General features: G+C 54.2%; 20 protein-coding genes. All 20 read right to left on the reverse strand.

Translation table 11 applies throughout. From position 1 onward, the window contains the following. Positions 1 to 446, reverse strand: a 446-nt coding sequence (locus ABWO67_RS05600; protein WP_353148737.1) for an acyl-CoA dehydrogenase family protein, incomplete at its 3' end; no start/stop codon positions are given. Between the two features lie 9 nt (positions 447 to 455). After that, on the reverse strand, positions 456 to 1,637 hold the full coding sequence (locus ABWO67_RS05605; protein WP_353148740.1) for an acyl-CoA dehydrogenase family protein: 1,182 nt from the start codon (positions 1,635 to 1,637) through the stop codon (positions 456 to 458). 12 nt (positions 1,638 to 1,649) lie between these two features. Further along, positions 1,650 to 2,642 carry a quinone oxidoreductase family protein gene (locus ABWO67_RS05610; RefSeq protein ID WP_353148743.1) on the reverse strand — a complete coding sequence of 331 codons (993 nt, stop codon included), beginning with the start codon at positions 2,640 to 2,642 and terminating at the stop codon, positions 1,650 to 1,652. 4 nt (positions 2,643 to 2,646) lie between these two features. Further along, the gene (locus ABWO67_RS05615) at positions 2,647 to 4,227 is read right to left on the reverse strand and encodes a class I adenylate-forming enzyme family protein (RefSeq protein ID WP_353148746.1); all 1,581 of its coding nucleotides are present in this window, start codon (positions 4,225 to 4,227) and stop codon (positions 2,647 to 2,649) included. Positions 4,228 to 4,240: 13 nt separating this feature from the next. Then, positions 4,241 to 4,978 (reverse strand): SDR family NAD(P)-dependent oxidoreductase, encoded by a 738-nt coding sequence (locus ABWO67_RS05620; protein ID WP_353148748.1) that lies wholly within the window; start codon positions 4,976 to 4,978, stop codon positions 4,241 to 4,243. Beyond that, complete coding sequence (locus tag ABWO67_RS05625; RefSeq protein WP_353148751.1) at positions 4,975 to 6,084, reverse strand: glycerol dehydrogenase; 1,110 nt, start codon at positions 6,082 to 6,084, stop codon at positions 4,975 to 4,977. Before ABWO67_RS05625 ends, ABWO67_RS05620 begins: the two co-directional genes overlap by 4 nt. Further along, a complete protein-coding gene (locus ABWO67_RS05630) occupies positions 6,081 to 7,061 on the reverse strand; it encodes a transketolase family protein (RefSeq protein ID WP_353148753.1) in 981 nt (326 codons plus the stop codon). The genes ABWO67_RS05625 and ABWO67_RS05630 overlap by 4 nt, the downstream gene beginning before the upstream one ends. Next, positions 7,054 to 7,914 carry a transketolase gene (locus tag ABWO67_RS05635; protein WP_353148755.1) on the reverse strand — a complete coding sequence of 287 codons (861 nt, stop codon included), beginning with the start codon at positions 7,912 to 7,914 and terminating at the stop codon, positions 7,054 to 7,056. The genes ABWO67_RS05630 and ABWO67_RS05635 overlap by 8 nt, the downstream gene beginning before the upstream one ends. Before the next feature lie 12 nt (positions 7,915 to 7,926). Then, complete coding sequence (locus ABWO67_RS05640) at positions 7,927 to 8,643, reverse strand: ABC transporter ATP-binding protein (protein WP_353148757.1); 717 nt, start codon at positions 8,641 to 8,643, stop codon at positions 7,927 to 7,929. Next, the gene (locus ABWO67_RS05645; protein ID WP_353148759.1) at positions 8,624 to 9,361 is read right to left on the reverse strand and encodes an ABC transporter ATP-binding protein; all 738 of its coding nucleotides are present in this window, start codon (positions 9,359 to 9,361) and stop codon (positions 8,624 to 8,626) included. The genes ABWO67_RS05640 and ABWO67_RS05645 overlap by 20 nt, the downstream gene beginning before the upstream one ends. Continuing rightward, the gene (locus ABWO67_RS05650; RefSeq protein WP_353148762.1) at positions 9,354 to 10,421 is read right to left on the reverse strand and encodes a branched-chain amino acid ABC transporter permease; all 1,068 of its coding nucleotides are present in this window, start codon (positions 10,419 to 10,421) and stop codon (positions 9,354 to 9,356) included. Before ABWO67_RS05650 ends, ABWO67_RS05645 begins: the two co-directional genes overlap by 8 nt. 9 nt (positions 10,422 to 10,430) lie before the next feature. Continuing rightward, positions 10,431 to 11,315, reverse strand: a complete 885-nt coding sequence (locus tag ABWO67_RS05655; protein WP_353148765.1) for a branched-chain amino acid ABC transporter permease — start codon at positions 11,313 to 11,315, stop codon at positions 10,431 to 10,433. 98 nt (positions 11,316 to 11,413) lie between these two features. Next, entirely contained in the window at positions 11,414 to 12,676 is a 1,263-nt protein-coding gene (locus tag ABWO67_RS05660; protein WP_353148768.1) for an ABC transporter substrate-binding protein, read from the reverse strand. 191 nt (positions 12,677 to 12,867) lie between these two features. Continuing rightward, positions 12,868 to 13,413, reverse strand: a complete 546-nt coding sequence (locus tag ABWO67_RS05665; RefSeq protein WP_353148771.1) for a 2,4'-dihydroxyacetophenone dioxygenase family protein — start codon at positions 13,411 to 13,413, stop codon at positions 12,868 to 12,870. Positions 13,414 to 13,532: 119 nt separating this feature from the next. After that, entirely contained in the window at positions 13,533 to 14,300 is a 768-nt protein-coding gene (locus ABWO67_RS05670) for an HpcH/HpaI aldolase family protein (RefSeq protein WP_353148774.1), read from the reverse strand. A 14-nt stretch (positions 14,301 to 14,314) separates the two neighbouring features. Next, positions 14,315 to 15,292, reverse strand: coding sequence for a Bug family tripartite tricarboxylate transporter substrate binding protein (locus ABWO67_RS05675; RefSeq protein WP_353148777.1), 978 nt, complete (start codon positions 15,290 to 15,292; stop codon positions 14,315 to 14,317). Positions 15,293 to 15,605: 313 nt separating this feature from the next. Next, entirely contained in the window at positions 15,606 to 16,439 is an 834-nt protein-coding gene (locus ABWO67_RS05680) for a class I SAM-dependent methyltransferase (RefSeq protein ID WP_353148780.1), read from the reverse strand. Positions 16,440 to 16,518: 79 nt separating this feature from the next. After that, positions 16,519 to 16,719: a hypothetical protein gene (locus tag ABWO67_RS05685; protein WP_353148782.1), complete on the reverse strand. Its 201-nt coding sequence runs from the start codon at positions 16,717 to 16,719 to the stop codon at positions 16,519 to 16,521. A 97-nt stretch (positions 16,720 to 16,816) separates the two neighbouring features. Further along, positions 16,817 to 17,185 carry a translation initiation factor Sui1 gene (locus ABWO67_RS05690; RefSeq protein WP_353148785.1) on the reverse strand — a complete coding sequence of 123 codons (369 nt, stop codon included), beginning with the start codon at positions 17,183 to 17,185 and terminating at the stop codon, positions 16,817 to 16,819. 80 nt (positions 17,186 to 17,265) lie between these two features. Then, positions 17,266 to 18,138 carry a DMT family transporter gene (locus tag ABWO67_RS05695; protein ID WP_353148833.1) on the reverse strand — a complete coding sequence of 291 codons (873 nt, stop codon included), beginning with the start codon at positions 18,136 to 18,138 and terminating at the stop codon, positions 17,266 to 17,268. Positions 18,139 to 18,172: the final 34 nt, after the last annotated feature.

The following is an 18,172-nucleotide window of genomic DNA, read 5'->3' on the forward strand; positions in this document are numbered from 1 at the left end:
GCAAATTCGGCGCCCAATACTGGCCCTGCAATACCTTCCAGCACGGGCTGATCGCCCGCGTGCGCGACTAATGCCTCCTTGCCTTGCGCGAGATCCGCAAAGCCCAGCCGCATGCGTCCTTCCATAAGTGCTGCACTCACGTCAGGTAAGGCTCTGGCCACGACCGGCGCCAGCATCATGTACATATCTAGCGCTTCAGGCCGGGCCTGCTGGCCGGCACGCCGAATAAGCGCCAAACTCGCCGCATAGCCGGCATCAAATCCACCTGCATCTTCGGATAGTGGCAAAGCCAGCCATCCCATTTCCGAAATCGCTGTCCAGGCGTCAGCGTCTTCATGATGGCCGTTGCGAAACATTGCCACCCGGCTTTCAATCGGGTTGTTCGCTTTAAACCAACGCTCGGCGGAATCAAGCAATAGTCCTACTTCTTCACGGTCCATAGACATAAATTGGCCTCACATATCCAGAATTGACTTAGCAATAATGGCTTTTTGAATTTCATTGGAACCGGCATATATCGTCACGACTCGGCGAAACAAATGGCGCTCTGCCCACCCTTGCCCTTCTTGCGCCAGCAGGCCGCCACCATAGTCCGACGATAAGACGATGCCGGCATGGCCGAGCAGGCTCATCGCCGTTTCACTGACCCGTTGCTGCAGTTCGGACCCCCGGATCTTCAGGGTGGAAGCTGCGGGGCCCGGCTCTTCGCCCCGCATTTGCTGAGCAAGAACGTTAAGCAAGGCAGACTCAAGAGCGACAAAATCCATGGTCAGCGATGCCAGCCGACGTTGAACTCGGGCATCTTCGATAAGAGGCGCCCCTTGCGGGCCAAATAATGTCCTTGCCAAGCGATCGATCTCGATAATGTCACGCTTCGTACGCGGCGCCTGAGCATTATTCACACGCTCGCGCGCCAACAGTTCCTTGGCATAAGTCCAGCCCTTATTCAACTCGCCAATAACGTTGTTGCGCGGGACACGTACATTGTCAAAAAAAACAGCATTGACGCTATGCCCTTCGTCCATCGTCAAAATCGGCTGCAGGCTGATGCCGGGCGTTTTCATGTCAATAATGAATTGGGTCAAGCCTTGTTGCGGCTTGCCGTCGCTAGAGGTGCGCGCCAGGCAAAACATCAGATCCGCGTAATGGCCGCTGGACAACCAGGTTTTTTGGCCGTTGATGATCCAACTATCGCCGTCCTGCGTTGCTATGGTCTTCAGCGAAGCCAGATCAGATCCTGCGTTAGGCTCCGAAAACCCCTGACACCAGAACTCTTCGCCCGCCAGAATTTTGGGTAGATAACGTGCCTTCTGCTCATCGCTACCTTCCGCGATGATCATCGGGCCAGCCAGAAACAAGCCCAGCACATCTCCAGGCGGCGTATCGGCAAAGGCGGACTCTTCTTCGAAAATATAGCGTTGCAGTTCGTTCCAACCCGGGCCACCGGCTGATTCCGGCCAATGCGGTGCGCCCCAGCCGCGCTCATTGAGTATGGCTTGCCAGCGAGCCATATCAGGGCGTTTCAAGTGCAGGTTGCCACGGGTTGTCTGTACCAGGTCATCCTCCAGGTTCTGCTGCAGAAAGCTGCGCACCTGCTGTCGGAATGCGTGTAACTCGGGGGTATCAAAAATGCTCATGATAGTGCCGCTTCAAGCATCGGGAATAAGAATAAGGGAACCGGTAGTGCCACGGCTCTCCAGTGCAGTGTGCGCATGGACAGCATCCTTTAGGGGGTAGCTAGCGCCAATGTGAACGTTCAGCGCCTTACTGGCAATCAGATCAAATAGCGTGTCGGCTGCCTCTTGAAGATCGGGGTGAGTATTCATGTAAGCGAAAACGCCAGGTACGGAAATAGTGAGCGATGCGACCGGGCCAATATCCGCCAGATTCACGGCGGGGAGCCCTTCTGCGACCTGACCCAGATTCACCAATTGTCCAAATGGTTTCAGAATTTTCAGGGACTCATGAAACACGCTGCCGCCCAAGCCTTCAAATACCGCCTCGACGCCAGCGCCGCCCGTAAGGCGTTTCACGGCATCAGTAAAGGGTTCTTCCTTGTACAAAATAACGTCGTCGCAACCATTGGCTTTGGCAACCTCTACTTTGTCGACCGAACCCACCGTCCCCAAGACTCTGCAGCCAAACCGCTTGGCCCATTGCGTCAATAAAGAGCCCAGTCCACCAGCGGCGGCATGAATCAGCACCGTATCGCTTTCGCCCAAATGAGTGACCTTGTGCAGCAACATATGGGCTGTCAACCCTTGTAGCGTCGCTGCCGCGGCTTGTTCGTAAGAAACGCCCGCTGGCAAATGCAAAAGAAAGCGATCCGGCAGATTGCGCAAACTGGCATAACTGCCTATAGGACGCGCAGCGTAGGCAACGCGATCGCCGACCTTGAACCGCGTAACGCCCGGCCCAACGGCTACGACTTCGCCCGCCCCCTCTACGCCCAGGCCGCCTGGCAACTTAGGTAGTGGAAACACGCCACGCCGGTTATAAGTGTCCAGATAATTGATACCGACCGCGTGCTGACGAATTTGCACTTCGCCTTCGGCGGGTGCAGCCACACTCACCTGCTCGTAGCGCATCTGTTCAGGACCGCCATAAGCATGGATTTGAATTGCATGTGCGAAAGTAGCCATAGTCTTACTTGATCTGCTCCAGTAAAAGAGAGCGCAGTTCGCGCTTAAGGATTTTTCCCATCGGGTTTTTGGGAAGGCTTTCCAAAATGAACCATTGCCGCGGTGTTTCGTAGTCGGCCAGATAAACAGCGCAGTGTTCCCGCAAGGCCTGGATATCCAGGCCTATGTCGGGAGCGGCAACAACACACGCGGCAATATCTTCACCCAGTCCGGAATGCGGGATCGCGATGACGGCCGCTTCAACCACACCCTTATAGCGATAGATCACTTCTTCGACAGCGGCAGAGGCGATCTTCAGCCCCCCACGATTAATAATGTCTTTTTTTCGGTCGACAAAGTGCAAATGCCCTTCATCATCGAAGCGACCTATATCGCCGGTGCGGACCCAGCCATCAACAAAGGCCAGCTCAGTCGCCTGCGGATTGCGAAAATAGCCCAATGCCATGGACGGTCCGGAAAAAGCAATTTCACCCGTGACACCAACAGGCAAAGCTGCGCCTGCCTCGTCAACGACACGCACCGAACAACCTGGTTGCGGCCCGCCGATACAGCCTGCCTTGCGCGGTAGAAACCACGGCGGCAGGAAGGTGCCGGCCGGTCCGGTTTCCGTCATACCCCAGATATGTACTTGATCGGCCCAGGGCAAGCGTGTACTGAACTTGTCAATGACTTCGGCCGGCATCGCTGCCCCGCCATACCCTATGCGGCGCACCCGCGACAAATCATAATTACCGCGTTGATACTCATCAATCATGAAATTCAGCGGGGATGTCACACCATGGTAAACAGTAGTGCCTTCCGTTTCGATCAGGCGCAACCGCCCCACGTTATCCAAAGGCGCCTCTTCCAGGACGGCGCCGGCGCCCGTCACCCATGCCGACATACATGCCATGTTCAAGACCGAACTGGTAAATATCGGCCATGCACCTTGATAGGTATCCTGATCGGTCAGGCCTATAGAACCACCCACGGCATAACCGCAATACAGTTGGCTACGATGGCAATGCACGACAGCTTTCGAACGCGCTGTCGTGCCGGAAGTGAAGAGCAAGACCGTCGCGTCTTCGGGGCTACCCAGTTTCGGCAAATCGTTGTCGTGAAACTCGGTCTCGGGATCTGGCCAGGCCTGATCTTGATAAGCGGGTTCACCCAACACCAGCAACCGCGCGGCAGGATACAAGCGCGTAATCCGGTCAACCGTATCGGCAGTCACTACGACAAACGACGGCTCGGTCAATTCCAGCGCGTACTGCAACTCCTCATCCGAGCCGCGCGTATTAATGGGGGCCACGATGGCGCCCATTCGATAGCAACCTAGCGCCGTGAGCACGGCCTCACGCACCGCGTAATTCGACAGAAACAAGGCGACCCGTTCACCTTGCTTGAGGCCACGGGCGGACAAACCACGCGCCACCGCATCCATGCGGATAGTCAATTGGGCGTAGCTCAACCTGTCCCGATAACCTCGGTAGCTATGTGCCGACAAGGCAAGCTTGAAAGGGTACTGCTGCGCGCGTCTGTATAACAGCTCCGGCACGGTAAGGCCATGTAGTTCGTTATACCGGCTCATGTCCACATCCATCATGGCTGCCCCCTTATCAAGCGGCGCTGTAGCCGCCATCGACCGGCAGGATGACACCGGTAATGTAGCGCGCATCCGAAGAAAGCAAGAATGCAGCGGCCTTCGCAACGTCGTATGGCTTGCCCCAGAAACCCGCTGGTATACGTTTACGTAGTGCGGCACTGCGTTCTTCATCGTTAAATGCCGTCGCTGACATACGTGTTTCTATCCAACCAGGAGCGACAGCATTCACGCGCACTCCGTCTTGCGCATAAGCCACAGCCAGCGATTTTGTCAAAGAAACAATGGCCCCTTTACTTGCGGAATAGGCAGGATTTTTCGGCGACCCAAAGTAGCTCCACATTGAAGCAAAATTGACAATGCTGCCGGCTGCCGCAGTGAGTGCCGGACGAAAAAGCAAACACGCCAGTTGGGAGCCATGCAAGTTCACATCGATGACCTTGCGAAAGCCCTCGACGGTATGCTCGCGGCCCTCATGCAAAATAATGCCTGCTGCGTTAACCAATACATCCAGTCTCGGCACCTGATCGACCACAGAACGAAGGCTCTCTTCGTCGGTGATATCCATTTTGTGAAATTCAATTCCCGAGCCCTCCAGTTCGGCCTCGGTGTCAAGGCCCAGCGCAATCACGCGGTAACCTCGTGCACGTAACTCCAGGCCTGTCGCCAGGCCCAAACCCGTCCCACCTCCAGTGACAATGGCCACCGGTGTATCTGTTGAAGACGCGTGGATAGTGTTGCTTGTAGTTGTCATAGCGATGTCATTGTCTCGAGTTGATGCATGGCAGCTTCCAGATCCGTTTGTGTCAGGGGCCGCTCAAAATGCTTGATATGGGGCGAGGTCATCGTGCCTTGTGCGACAAGTCGTATGGTGGCTTTATCGGCAGTGACCGCACCCAACTGCGTTAGATTTACGGCTAATCCGACCGCGCGATAGAAAGCCAACTGTTGCGCCATGAACTCCGGCGTACGCGCTTCCAGGATGAACTGCACTAAAAGGCCGTAACCTACGTGCTGGCCATGCAAGGAAACGCCCACCCCTTCAACCAAGGGAAGTCCGCGCGTAATCGAATGGGCAATAGAAAGCCCGCTATTTTCAAACGCCAAGCCGCTTAGCAGCACAAGCGCCTCTGTCAGACGCTCAAAAGCAGCATTGGGCCTGCCCTGGGCCAAGGCCTGAAGACCAGCAACAGAATCTTCACGGATAACTCTGTCGCAAGCCAGTGAGATTTGTTCGGCTGCAATGGTGTTGCAACCGCCGAACAAGTTAATCCCCTGGGCCTTTCGTGTCTGGTTTCCTTCATATAGCTTGCACAAGGCATCGCCGATACCCGAAACCAAGAGCGCCCGAGGAGCCTGAACCAGTAGCGTGGTGTCAACCAGCACAACATCAGGGTTGCGGGCCATGTGCTCCACCGACTCCATGCGATGCTGATCGTCGTAGAACACAAACGATTTGCTGCATGGCCCGTCGTTCGACGCCGATGTAGGAACCACCACCAGCTTTGCACCCAGTTCACGTGCAACGGCCTTGCCGCTATCCACGCCTTTCCCGCCACCAGCCGCAATAACAACGTCAACCTGGGCGCCATCGGCCCTCGCCTGCTGGACCAGAGCCGCGACGGCGGCGCGCGTCACTTCGCCGCGAACCTGCGCCCACGGCAGGGTCTGCCCCTGCGCGCCGCAGGCCGCACTCGCAACAGGAAAGACAAGATCATGCACGATACCGTCGCACACCAGCAAAGGCTGATCACCTAATTGCGCGCAAACGCCACCCACCATCTCCAAGGCATTTGGCCCCTGAAAGTAGCGATGGGCCGAACCAAAAGCCCTGATACCATCCATGGATGCAGCCATCATGTTCTTAACCACGAGTCAACGCGTTCAATGATTCGCGAGGTGGTCAAGCCATAGCGATCTTGCAAATAATGCAAGGAACCGCATTCGGTAAACTTATCGGGAATCGCGATTTTCAATACTTTGCGATGTAGCCCCGCATCCTGCAGCGCCTCGATGACCAACGTCGCCAGGCCGCCGGATGCGACATGGTTCTCGCATACCACCAGACGCTTGACCGAATGAGCAAATTTGATCAGGCCCTCGGTATCAAAGGGCTTGATGCTGGGGCTGTGAAAAACTGCAGCACGAATGCCACTACGTTCAAAATGATGGCTGGCATCAATGGCACGCTCGGTCATGAATCCCGTGGAAACGAAGCCGACCTCGTCGCCATTGCCGATCACGTGGCCTTTACCCACTTGGAACCGATAGGTGGCCGGATCGAATACGACCGCTACATTGGCGCGTAACTGACGGCAATACAAAGTGCCAGGAATGTCTACGGCCATTTCAGCAATCTGCGCCATTTCCGTCGCGTCGCAGGGATCAAGTACCGTCATGTTCGGAATGGACCGCATCAACGCCAGGTCTTCGTTGGCTTGATGCGTCCCGCCATAGCCCGTAGTAAGGCCAGGATTCCCGGCAAACATCTTGACGTTCTCATTACTGTGCGCGCAGGCAATCGCTAAGAAGTCATATGCTCGCCGCGTAGCAAACGTGCCATATGTCGTGCAATACGCGACTTTACCGGTCTTGGACAGGCCGGCCGCAGCCATCACCAACGCCTGTTCGGCCACACCGACATTAAAAAAACGATGCGGATATTTATGGCTGAAGTCAGCGGTATCCGTATACTTGCCCAGATCCGCCGTCAACAACACCAGCTCGTCATGCGATTCGGCTGCTTTGAGCATGCCTTGCGAAAAGGGAGCACGCATCGATGCGCGTCCGACTATCTCTTCCGATTCGCTCATTGCGAGCGTTCTTGCCTCAGGCATTTTCAATCTCCAGTTCGCGGGCGACATCATCCCATTCCTCTGCATCGATCCGCACAAAATGCGCACGATCGCGTTGCTCCACTCGTTTAATGCCACTGCCCGGCGTAGTGCGCAACACGACCGCCTTGGGCTTACCATTGCGCGCCCGCGCCCATTCAAAAGCGACCAGTAATTGCGCAATATCGTTGCCATTGATCTCCATGGTGTCCCAGCCAAAGCTCGTGAACCGACCCGCAACAGGCTCAATAGGCACCACCATCGGGCCGTCGGCCTGAATGCCATTGCAATCGATCCAGCACACCAGATTTTCCAGCTTGAACGCGGCAGCGGTATTGGCGGCCTCCCAGGTAGAACCCTCCTGCAACTCGCCATCGCTGATCTCGACATGAATCGTCGACTCAAAGCCGTCTATCCGGTATCCCATCGCGGCGCCGGTTGCGACGCCCAAACCATGGCCTAGGGATCCGCCCGTCATTTCGACCCCTGGCAGATGCCCTTCCATCGTGCTCATTTCCAATGGGCTGCCATCGGCGCCGTACGATAAAAGACTGTCCTTGGTGATCAGGCCAAGTTCGGCCAGCACCGCCCATAACGCAATCGAATAGTGTCCTGTCGACAAGTAAAAACGCTGGCGATCGGCACGGCCGAAATCCAGATCTTCCGGCCGGAACTCATTGAAATACAGTACGGCCAGGAAATCTGCCATCCCCAGTCCCTGCCCCAAATAGCCTTGGCCCTTGCCGCGAGCCTGCGTCACCATGTGGCGGCGCAAATTCAACGCCACGGCACGCAGCTTTGTCACGCTTGCATCTTCAACCCGGTCATCAACCGTCTTATTAACAACTGCGTCCATTCAAAGTTCTCCTTACATACCCAAGTAGGTCGCGCGCAAATGCTCGTCGGCCAGTAGTTCCGGACCACTCCCGTGCAACGAAATACGTCCGTTTTCCAATACATAGCCGTAGTCGGCCATTTGCAGCACTTTAAAAACGTTTTGCTCGATCACCAGCACCGTCACGCCCAGCTTGCGAATGCGTTTGATCGATTCAAACAACCGGTCCACCATGATGGGGGCCAATCCCAGCGAGGGCTCGTCCAGGGCAAGCAGCTTGGGCTTGGCCATCAGGGCTCGCCCAACGGCGACCATTTGCTGCTGGCCGCCCGACAAACTGGAGGCCGGCAACTTCTGGCGCTCTTCCAGAATGGGAAAAAGCTCGAAGACTTCTTGCAGCGTCTGGTCGCGCACCGCTCTGGCGCGCTTGTTGTGGGCGCCAACGAGCAAGTTTTCTCGAATCGACATTTCAAGGAATAGTTGTTTACCTTCAGGCGATTGCACAAACCCGCTTTCAACCACCTTATGCGCTGGTTGCCCCTGAACGGCAACGCCATCCAGGTTGATGCTTCCTCCCTTGGGTTTGAGCAAGCCCGAAATCGTGCGCAGCAACGTCGTCTTCCCCGCGCCGTTCGCACCTATCAACGCGACCAGTTGCCCTTGCCCGACCGTTAATGACAGTCCCCGCAATACTGAAACATCGCCATACCCGACCGCCAGATCCTTGATTTCAAGCGCCTGTATCGACATAGTCATCTCCGAAATAAGCCTTCAGCACATTGGGCTGCTTTACTACATCCGCCGGTAGACCGTTAGCCATCAGTTCTCCAAGGTGCATGACAATGACGCGATCGGATAAACCCATGATCACTTTCATAACGTGTTCGATGATCAGGACCGTAACGCCCTTATCCCTTACCTTTTTGATGAGCTCGACCATGATCAACGCTTCCTGCGGCGTGGCACCCGCCACCACCTCGTCCATAAGAAGCAGAGCCGGCTCGGTTGAAAGCGCGCGGCCCAATTCGACCTTACGGCGTTCAAATGCGGTCAGGTTATCGGCATCAATGTCTGCCAGTTGGGACATGCCTAGAAACTCAAGCAATTCGTCGGCCTTTGCCACACTGCGCAACCTGTCATTCGTTTTGACCAAGTTGCCTACCACCAGATTTTCGCGTGTACTCATACCGCCGAAAGGCTTGGATAATTGAAAGGTGCGCGCCAGCCCCGCCTTGCACACATCCCAGGGCGCCTTACCGGTAATGTTTCGGCCATCAAGCGTGATCTTGCCTTGATCGGGTCTGATGTGGCCGGCGATCATATTGAACGCCGTAGTCTTACCCGCACCGTTGGGGCCAAGCAAACCCAGAATCTCGCCACGTTTCAAATCAAACGACAGGTTTTTTACAGCTTGCACGCCCCCAAACTTTTTGGCGATGCCTTCCACGGTCAATAGCGTCTCACTCATCACGCTCTCCTACTGTCGCAGCGGCAAGCAGGTTCGAGCTTGATGGCTCGCCTGTCTTGGTCATGGACACAGGCCGCTCATTGCTTCCTATCAAGCGACGGCCGATTTTTTGCAAAGGATGCAACAATCCTTTGGGCAGATACAGCACGGCAATAATCAGCACCAGGCCGTAAATCACCAAATGCAATCCAATAAACTGCCCGCCCAGATAAGTGCGTGTCAATTCCGATACCGGGGTCAGGAACAAGGCGCCGATCAGGGGACCAAACACGGTGCCTTGGCCGCCAATAATGCTCATGAGCGCCATATCGATAGACAAATCAATACCCATGTTCCGTTCCGGATTAATGAAACGAATGAATTGAGCGTAGTAACTTCCCCCTAGCGCCGTCATGAAAGCGCTAATCGCATAGGCAATCAAGGTATAGCGGGTTGGGTTGATGCCCAATGATTCGGCAGCATCCCGGTCGCCGCGTATGGCCTTCAGGCATGCGCCCAGGCGACTGCGTTCCATCAGCCACGTAATGCTCATCACCAGCACCAGCATTCCCAGAATGATGTAGTAATAAGGCACTTTGCTTTCGAACTGGAACATGGCCCAGTTCGTTCCGACCAGGGGTACGGAAAGCCCTTCAGAACCCTTGATGGAAATGCCAAACAAGACGTCGGTGTTTTCAACCCAGATGCGCAAGGCCTCGGCGACGGCAATGGTAGTCAAGGCGAAGTACGGCCCACGCAAGCGCATGGTGGGGAAACCGATGATTACCGCCAGCACAGCGGAGGCCGCGCCGCCAACCAGCATGCCCAGCCATGGCGACATACCCGTCCCGGTCAGCAGCAGCACCGAAACATAGCCGCCCAAACCGCAAAAAACGGAGTGCCCAAAAGATATCTGGCCCACATAACCGCACAGCAAATTCCAGGAACATGCCAGGTAAGCGAAGTACAACACCATAATGACGGAATGAATCAAGTATTCATCGCGGATCATCAGCGGTATCAGCAGAGCCAGTATCAGTAGCGCCGGCGCCAGAAAAAAAGAGGGATTAGCTTTCTTCATGCGACCTCCTTATTTTTTACCCATAAGACCTTGGGGTCTTACAAGAAGGATCAGAATGAAAAGCAGCAGCGAAAATATCGAAGCCGACGGCGTAGTGACAAATTGCGATGCGACGGACTCGAATAGACCAATCACAATGCCGCCCACCAGCGAGCCCGCGATACTGCCTATGCCGCCGAGCACCACCACAATGAAAGACTTGATGCCAAAGCTCAGCCCTACATGCGGGGTAATAGGAATAAATGGCGCGATCAAGCAGCCCATCACACCCACCATGGCGCAACCCAGGCCAAAAGTAAGGTTGTAAATATGAGGCACGTCTATACCCGACAACGCTGCGGCATCGCGATTTTGGGCTGTTGCGCGAATTGCCCGTCCAGTATCAGTACGCGCCAGCCAAAGTGATACGCCCCCTGCCATGGCAAGCGAAGCGACCGCGGCAACGATACGAAATGTATTGAGCGGGAATCCAGCCACCATGAATGAGGTAAGGCTGATAGCAGATGTGGTTGACCGTACGTTGGGCCCAAAAGCCATCAACACGAGGTTATCAATAAGAATGTAAACGCCCGCTGTCAGCAGCAGCGCACTGACCGGTTCCACCACCAGCGCGCTTTCACGCCGGATCAAGGGGCCGATAATGACGGCCTGAACCAGATACCCCAGCGCAAACATCAAGGGTGCAGCCACCAGGACGCTTACGTAAGGGTCTATACCGGCCAGTTTCTGCAGCCAAAAACTGGTGTACATGGCCAGCATCAAAAACGAGCCATGAGCAAAATTGATGATGCGCAGAACACCAAAAATAAGGCTTAATCCCAGAGCAATACCACCCAGCATGGCGCCGACCAGAATGCCGTTCAAGCCCGAATAAGTCAGTATGTACCAATCCACTAGCTCACCTCATAAATAGGGACGCAAGAATCTCTTCCCGCTGGCCCGAAGGCCAGCGATCCAACTACAAAACGTGGTTGTAAAAAGGAAGAGAGGGGTTAGCGAGCCGACCAGCTGGGCACAGGCCATACTGGCTTAGTATCTGAAGCACGGTTCTCGCTCGGCCATACTGCGCGTCGTTTACCTTCCAGATTCTGCGAGATCACACCGTGGGCAAATGTGTTTTGGCCATTCTCGTCAAACTTGATACGCTGATAGCCGGTAAACAAGGCAGGCCCCGATGTGATGTCGGTAGCAGCAATGCTCTCGCGCAACTTTTCCCGGTCGGCGCTTGCGGCGCGTTCCAATGCGTCCTTAATGACATAAGCTGATGTCATCCCTTGTGCGACATAGGCGCTCATGCCGTAGCCGAGTTCCTTTTTAGAGAAGGCATCGGCCTCATGTAATAAAGGATCTTTATTGACATCAAGCATGTCAATCTGCCAGTCTTCCTGCACAAAATAGTAGGCAACCGCTGCGGGCTTGATCACTTCATACAGCGAAGGGTCTTCCATTCCCCCACCCACAGAGTGCACGCCATATGGCAGATCAAGGCGCTGTTCGGTAAATTGACGCGTGAACAGCAATTGGTCCGGGGTGTATAGCGCCAGGATCAGTGCATCAGGCTTGGAGGCCCGGATTTTCAACAGTTGGGAAGTCAAATCCACCTGATGAGCGGGCAAGGCTTCGTCAAAGACAAGTTCCATCTTGCGTTCGCCGGCAAACTTTCGAATATTGGCAGCATGCGAACGGCCCCAGTCGCCACCCTCGTAAAGCATGGCAATCCGTTTGACCTCCTTACCCGTTTCTTTAGCCAGCAAGTCCATGGCATCAAGCTGCTCGCGCGCATCGTAAGTAGCCTTGTTGTTGACCCGGAATACATATTTGAAATTCCGCTCGGTAATTTCGTCTTTTACGGCGCCGACCACGATCCAGGGCGTCTTATTTCGTTCGGCAACTTCCGTTGCAGGAAAAGTGACGGCACTGTTAAAAGAGCCGCACATCACTGATACGTTCTCACGCTGGATCAAGCGCTCTGTTTCCGAGACACCCACATCAGCCTTGGATTGAGAGTCGCCAAAAACAGCCTGAAGCTTCGCCCCGCCCATGGATTTAATCCCACCCGCAGCGTTGATTTGATTGATCGCGGCAAGGATGCCAACACGGGTCTGATTTCCCACTGCCGCCGAACCACCACTTAGCGGCAACACGCAACCAATCTTGACGGCGTCCTGCGCCATCGCACTGGCTCCCGCCACAAGCAAACTACATGCTGCCGCCAAGCGGGCCAGCCTCATAACACCAAGCCGTCGAATTGCCATTATTGTCTCCGTTGGTTTAATTGATTTGTGGAGGCAGTCTGGCGCGCATGAGATCACATTACAAAACAAAATTAACAAAAAGATCACTATATGAACATAGCGTTTATACCAATCCGTTTACAGAATAAAAAAAAAGCGCATTTTCATGCGCCTTCCCAGAGTGACTTGATCGATCAAGCAGTCAAAACAGATTATCTTAAGAATTGATCGACAAAAGCAGCGCCTAAGCCAACAGCGTCGTAGTGCTGCCGACACATGTCTATCTTGGTAAATACATCGTCATACCCCTGTACCTTGCCGTCCGGGTCAACGTAAATCATCGCACCGTTAACCTGAAAGAAGGTGATCATTTCTTCGACTCCTTCGTCGACAACTAAAGTGTGCGTTTCTCCTGGCGTCTCGTAAACATACGAACCCTCGGTAGCGACCCAATCATGCTCAAGATACCGCCAGGAGCCGCGCAGAACGAAGCCATGCACCGGTTGCGGATGACGATGACGTGAAAGGATGCCAGACTTTCGGACTCGCAGCAGACTCGTCCAATAGCCATGGGCCACAGAGAGACAAAGCGGCCGGAACCAAACATTTTCCTGCTGTGGAACCCACAATCGTTCATCTTCGGGAATGGCTGGCGCGATAACCAACTCGGGCATGCAGTCGGGCGGCATAGGATGCCGGTAAGGCTGCATGGCCTCACTGCGCTCGGTGGCAAAACCGCGGCCTATTACTGTATCCATCTCTTTGTCTCCTTCCGGTATAAAAGCTTTACGAGGGAATTAACTTTTTATAAAACCTTTTTTTAAAATAACACGCCCTCGTACGATATAAGGAAACGCAGCACACGATGGCAAAAATCTCAGAATTTTTCCGCCGCCTCCAGCAACGCCTGCGCTTGAAACCGCAAGCAAGCTAAGTCGCTTCCGATGCCAACAAACTGGGCGCCGGCATTCACATACTTGCGGGCAGCCTCCAAATTAGGCGCAAGCACACCGGCCATTTTGTTGTGCGAGACAACCAATTCAATACCCTGGATAATCTGGGCTTGGACATCGGGGTGATCCCCCTGCCCCAACAGCCCCATATCAGCGGACAAATCACTGGGCCCAAAGAACAGCATATCGACTTCCGGCAACGCGAGCATCTCGGGCAACGATTGAAATGCCTCCATCGTTTCAATCTGGAGACCAATCACAATTTCCTTTGCCGCATCTTGCAAATAGCCCTTGTCAGCACCGTACATTGCCGCCCGTCCCGCAACTGAAACGCCACGCACACCTTCCGGCGCATAACGCGTTGAACGTATGATTTCTATCGCCTCTACCGTGCTTTGCACATAAGGAAATAGAAAATTCTTCGCTCCGGCGTCCAGCAACCTTTTGATAAGGATGCGGTCGTTACTGGGCGGACGGACTACGGCAGATACATTGGAGGAATCCAGCACGCGCAACTGAGAAACGATATCGCCGATCTCGTTAGGCGCATGTTCCATATCCAGCAAGAACCAATCGTAATTTATGGTGGATAGCGACTCGACCGCTGTCGCCGAAGTCAACGAGCACCAAAGCCCGATCAATCGGTCCTTGTTCTGAATGCGGCCTTTCAGCAGATTTGTTTTGCAGACCATTACGCGCCCCTTTCTCAATCAATAGATACGTTGGCGTCAGACGCAATGGCTTGCCATGTCTGGTCGCTATGGGCAACGAATTGCTGGAAGTCTTTGACGGAGCCCGTTGCGACCTCATCTCCTTGCTCGATAAGCCGCTGTTTCATATCGGGCTGCTGCATTACCTTTGCAAAGGCGCCATTCAATTTTTCGATAACGTCGTCAGGGGTGCCGGCTGGCGCGAAAATACCAATCCATCCACTCAACTCAAAATTCGGCAGGCCCGACTCGATCATTGTCGGCAGCTCAGAAAAGACGGCCGACCTTGCCGAACCGGTTGTCGCCACTGCCTTCAGCTTGCCTGTCGTTACCTGGCCCAGGACATTAGGAATATTCGTTATGGAAAACAGGGAATCCCCCGACAGCAACGACAAGGTAGCCTGTGAGCCTCCTCCGTATGGGATATGCTCGAATTCTGTTTTAGTTTGGCCCTTAAAGTATTCCCCGGCCAAATGCACCAGGGTGCCATTTCCTGTGGAAGCATAGTTGTACTGACCGGGCGCCGATTGCAAAAATTCCACAAAATCCTTTACAGACGTGCCCTTGTACTGACTCGACGTGACCAGCACGAAGGGAGACGAGGTCAATTGAATGATGGGAGCGAGACCTTTGGCCGGACTATAGCCAAGATTTTTATAGACGGCGGGAGCGATGGAAATCGGACCGACCCCCGAAAGCAAAATGGTATGGCCGTCGGGCTTCGCATTTGCCACAATGCGCCCTCCCAGAGTTCCACCCGCTCCAGGCTTGTTTTCTACAACAAAGGGTTTCCCAAGTTCGTTGCCTAAGCGCTCTGCCGCTAAGCGAGCGACCACATCAAATGCCCCCCCGGCAATAAATGGCACGACCAATGTAATAGGCCGAGCAGGATAGTCTGTGGCGTTCGCCCCGGCGCTTCCAAACACCATCGCGCCAAACAATGACGCTGCCAACAACTTGCCGCCTTTAATCATTTGCTCATTCCTCGAAAAACTTTTTTACTTAAAGCGCAGAATTATATTCAAAAACCAAGACGAAAAATTCCATTTTTTTAATAATTTAGGTGTAAATGGTGTTTTTTTTCCGGCATGCCAACTTGCGGAAATGCGCTAAGTCTTTTAGAGATCTACGTTTTTAACGCGCAGACAAGCAGCCAATGCGGCTGCACTGGTGTTTACCCTTAAACCATTTGGGAATTGATTACTGAATCGCCTGGCCGCAGTCAAAAGATGGGCAAGCGCTCATCAGCGAGATAGCAGGCGGTATTTGAAGGGCATGCGCGCAAGCTTAAGGCTGCGGTGCAAAAAAGCGGTCGCGCATCTCTTCCAGGCCTAGCATATTCAACAAATTATCCAGCCGCTCTGTCGCCTTGCGCCGCGGCAGATTCTTGTACGAAGCGATGATCAATTCATTTTTCATCGAGTGCTCCCAGCCGACCAGTTCGGTGACGGTAACCTGGTAGCCATGAGCCTCTAGCTGCAAGCTGCGCAATACATTGGTGGCCTGGCTGCCGAATTCGCGCGTGTGCAGCGGGTGCCGCCACATTTCAGCAAGCGCTCCAGCGCCCAAAGACATGGCCTTTTTGCGGCGCAGTACGCTTGCCACTTCCGCCTGACAGCAAGGAACAACCACAATATGCTGGGCCTGCTTATGCAAGGCGAACCGTATAGCGTCGTCAGTGGCGGTGTTGCATGCATGCAGCGCAGTGACAATATCGATCTTGGGCGGCAAGCGATCCGAGACAATCGAATCAGCTACCGACAGATTCAGAAAGGACATGCCCGGAAACCCCAGTCGCTGAGCCAGATCGGCGGCGCTTTTAACCAGTTCTTCGCGGGTTTCAATTCCGTACAAATGAGATTGATCTTTCAACTGCTTGAAGAACAAGTCATACAGAATGAATCCCAGATAGGATTTGCCAGAACCATGATCTACCAGCGTGATGCCATCACGGTCCTGCTTCAGGTCTTTAAGCAACGGTTCGATAAACTGGAACAGGTGGTAAACCTGCTTGAGCTTGCGACGACTATCCTGATTCATCTTGCCGTCGCGCGTAAGAATGTGCAGCGCCTTTAACAGTTCAATAGACTGTTCAGGACGGATTTCGTAAGAAGATGACATGGAATACGGCAAACCGGGTGATTAATAAAGACAGCCTACAAGTGTACCAATACCGGATGCCGCCACGACAACGTACAACTTATGCCAACGCTTCCTTCGCTGCTTCTTCCGGAGTGAGGCCGTTGTAAAACAGGTCCGTAAACCATTCAGCCTCTTCTTCAATGTGCTCTTGCGCCTGGCGCGGCGTAGCGCCGCCCGCTACCAGCAAGCCTTCAACCTGAATGCACCACTCGATGAGCGCCACTTCATCGGGATCGGGCGCGCCTTTCTTTTTTGCCATGATATGTCCTTTACTTGAAACCCTTATCTCGCCAATTTGGGCGTCGCTTGAAAACCCGACGCTGCAGCGGACATGCGCATGATACAGAATAGCTGAATTAGCCGCCTGCGCGCTTGACTACCCAGCCTCTGGCCGCGAGCTTTTGTACGACCAGCTCGCGGTGGTCGCCTTGTATCTCGATAATGCCGTCTTTGGCCGTGCCGCCCGATCCGCAAACCGTTTTCAGTTGTTTGCCCAAATCAGCCAATGCCGCGGCATCCAACGGTACGCCTTTGATTACTGTTACGCCCTTGCCACGCCGCCCTTTGGTTTCCAACGATACCCGTACGACGCCGTCAGATGCTGGAGCCGCCTTTAGCGTTTTGCATAGGCATTGCGCCACGGGCTGCGAACATGTCGGGCACATGCGGCCCGTTTCCGTAGAGTAGACCAATGAACGACTTTGCTTGTTTCCTGTTATAGCCATGGTTCCATAATAAATAATGAAGTAAATCGAAGCTAACATTATTTTATGAGCTTATCGCTCTTAAGCTAGCTTTGACGTTTTTATGGTCGCGCAGTGGCAACGCGCTTGGCACCTACAACGCACATCGCAGCAACCATCATGACCAGCACCATGGACCATTTGAATGGCTCGCCAAGCAGCGTTGCGGCAAGTAAAAGACCGAAGAAAGGCTGCAGTAACTGCAACTGCCCTACCGCTGCAATACCGCCCAGCGCCAGGCCGCGATACCAGAACATGAATCCGATCAACATACTGAATAGTGACACATAGCCCAGCCCTATCCAGGCGGATGCCTGAACTGTCTCCATAGAGGATGGCCAAAACGCGAAGACAGCGAACAACATCAACGGCAAGGGCAGTATCAGCGCCCAGCAAATTACCTGCCATCCCCCCAGACGGCGGGACAATACGGCTCCTTCGGCATACCCGAGACCGCATACCGTTATGGCCGCGAGCATTAATAGTCCGCCAGTCGCCGAACCCGCGCCCGTATCTCCGAAAGCGAAGGCGCCCACCACCAGGCTACCTAGAATGGCAAACAGCCAGAAAACTGGTCGGGGGCGCTCTTTGCCCCGCAATACACCGAAAATGCCTGTAGCCAAGGGCAGCAATCCAATGAAGACCATTGAGTAAGCGGAAGTGATGTGCTGCAAGGCGAACGCGGTCAGCAAAGGAAAACCCACCACCACGCCCAATCCCACAACAATCAATGACGGCAGTTCATTCAAGGCGGGCAATTTGGGCCGCAACGCCACCAGCAAGACCAACGCCAATAGCCCCGCAATAGCAGCGCGGGCCAGCGTAAGAAACACCGGATCGAAGCCCAGTATCGCCACGCGCGTGGCTGGCAACGAGCCGCTAAATATCAACATGCCAATAAAACCGCTCAGCCAGCCATTGGCGACTTTCTTCATCATGATCTCCTAAGAAATCAGAGTGTCGCCGGAA

Origin of the sequence: Pollutimonas bauzanensis, assembly GCF_040393045.1 — a bacterium.
Lineage (GTDB): Bacteria > Pseudomonadota > Gammaproteobacteria > Burkholderiales > Burkholderiaceae_B > Pollutimonas > Pollutimonas bauzanensis_A.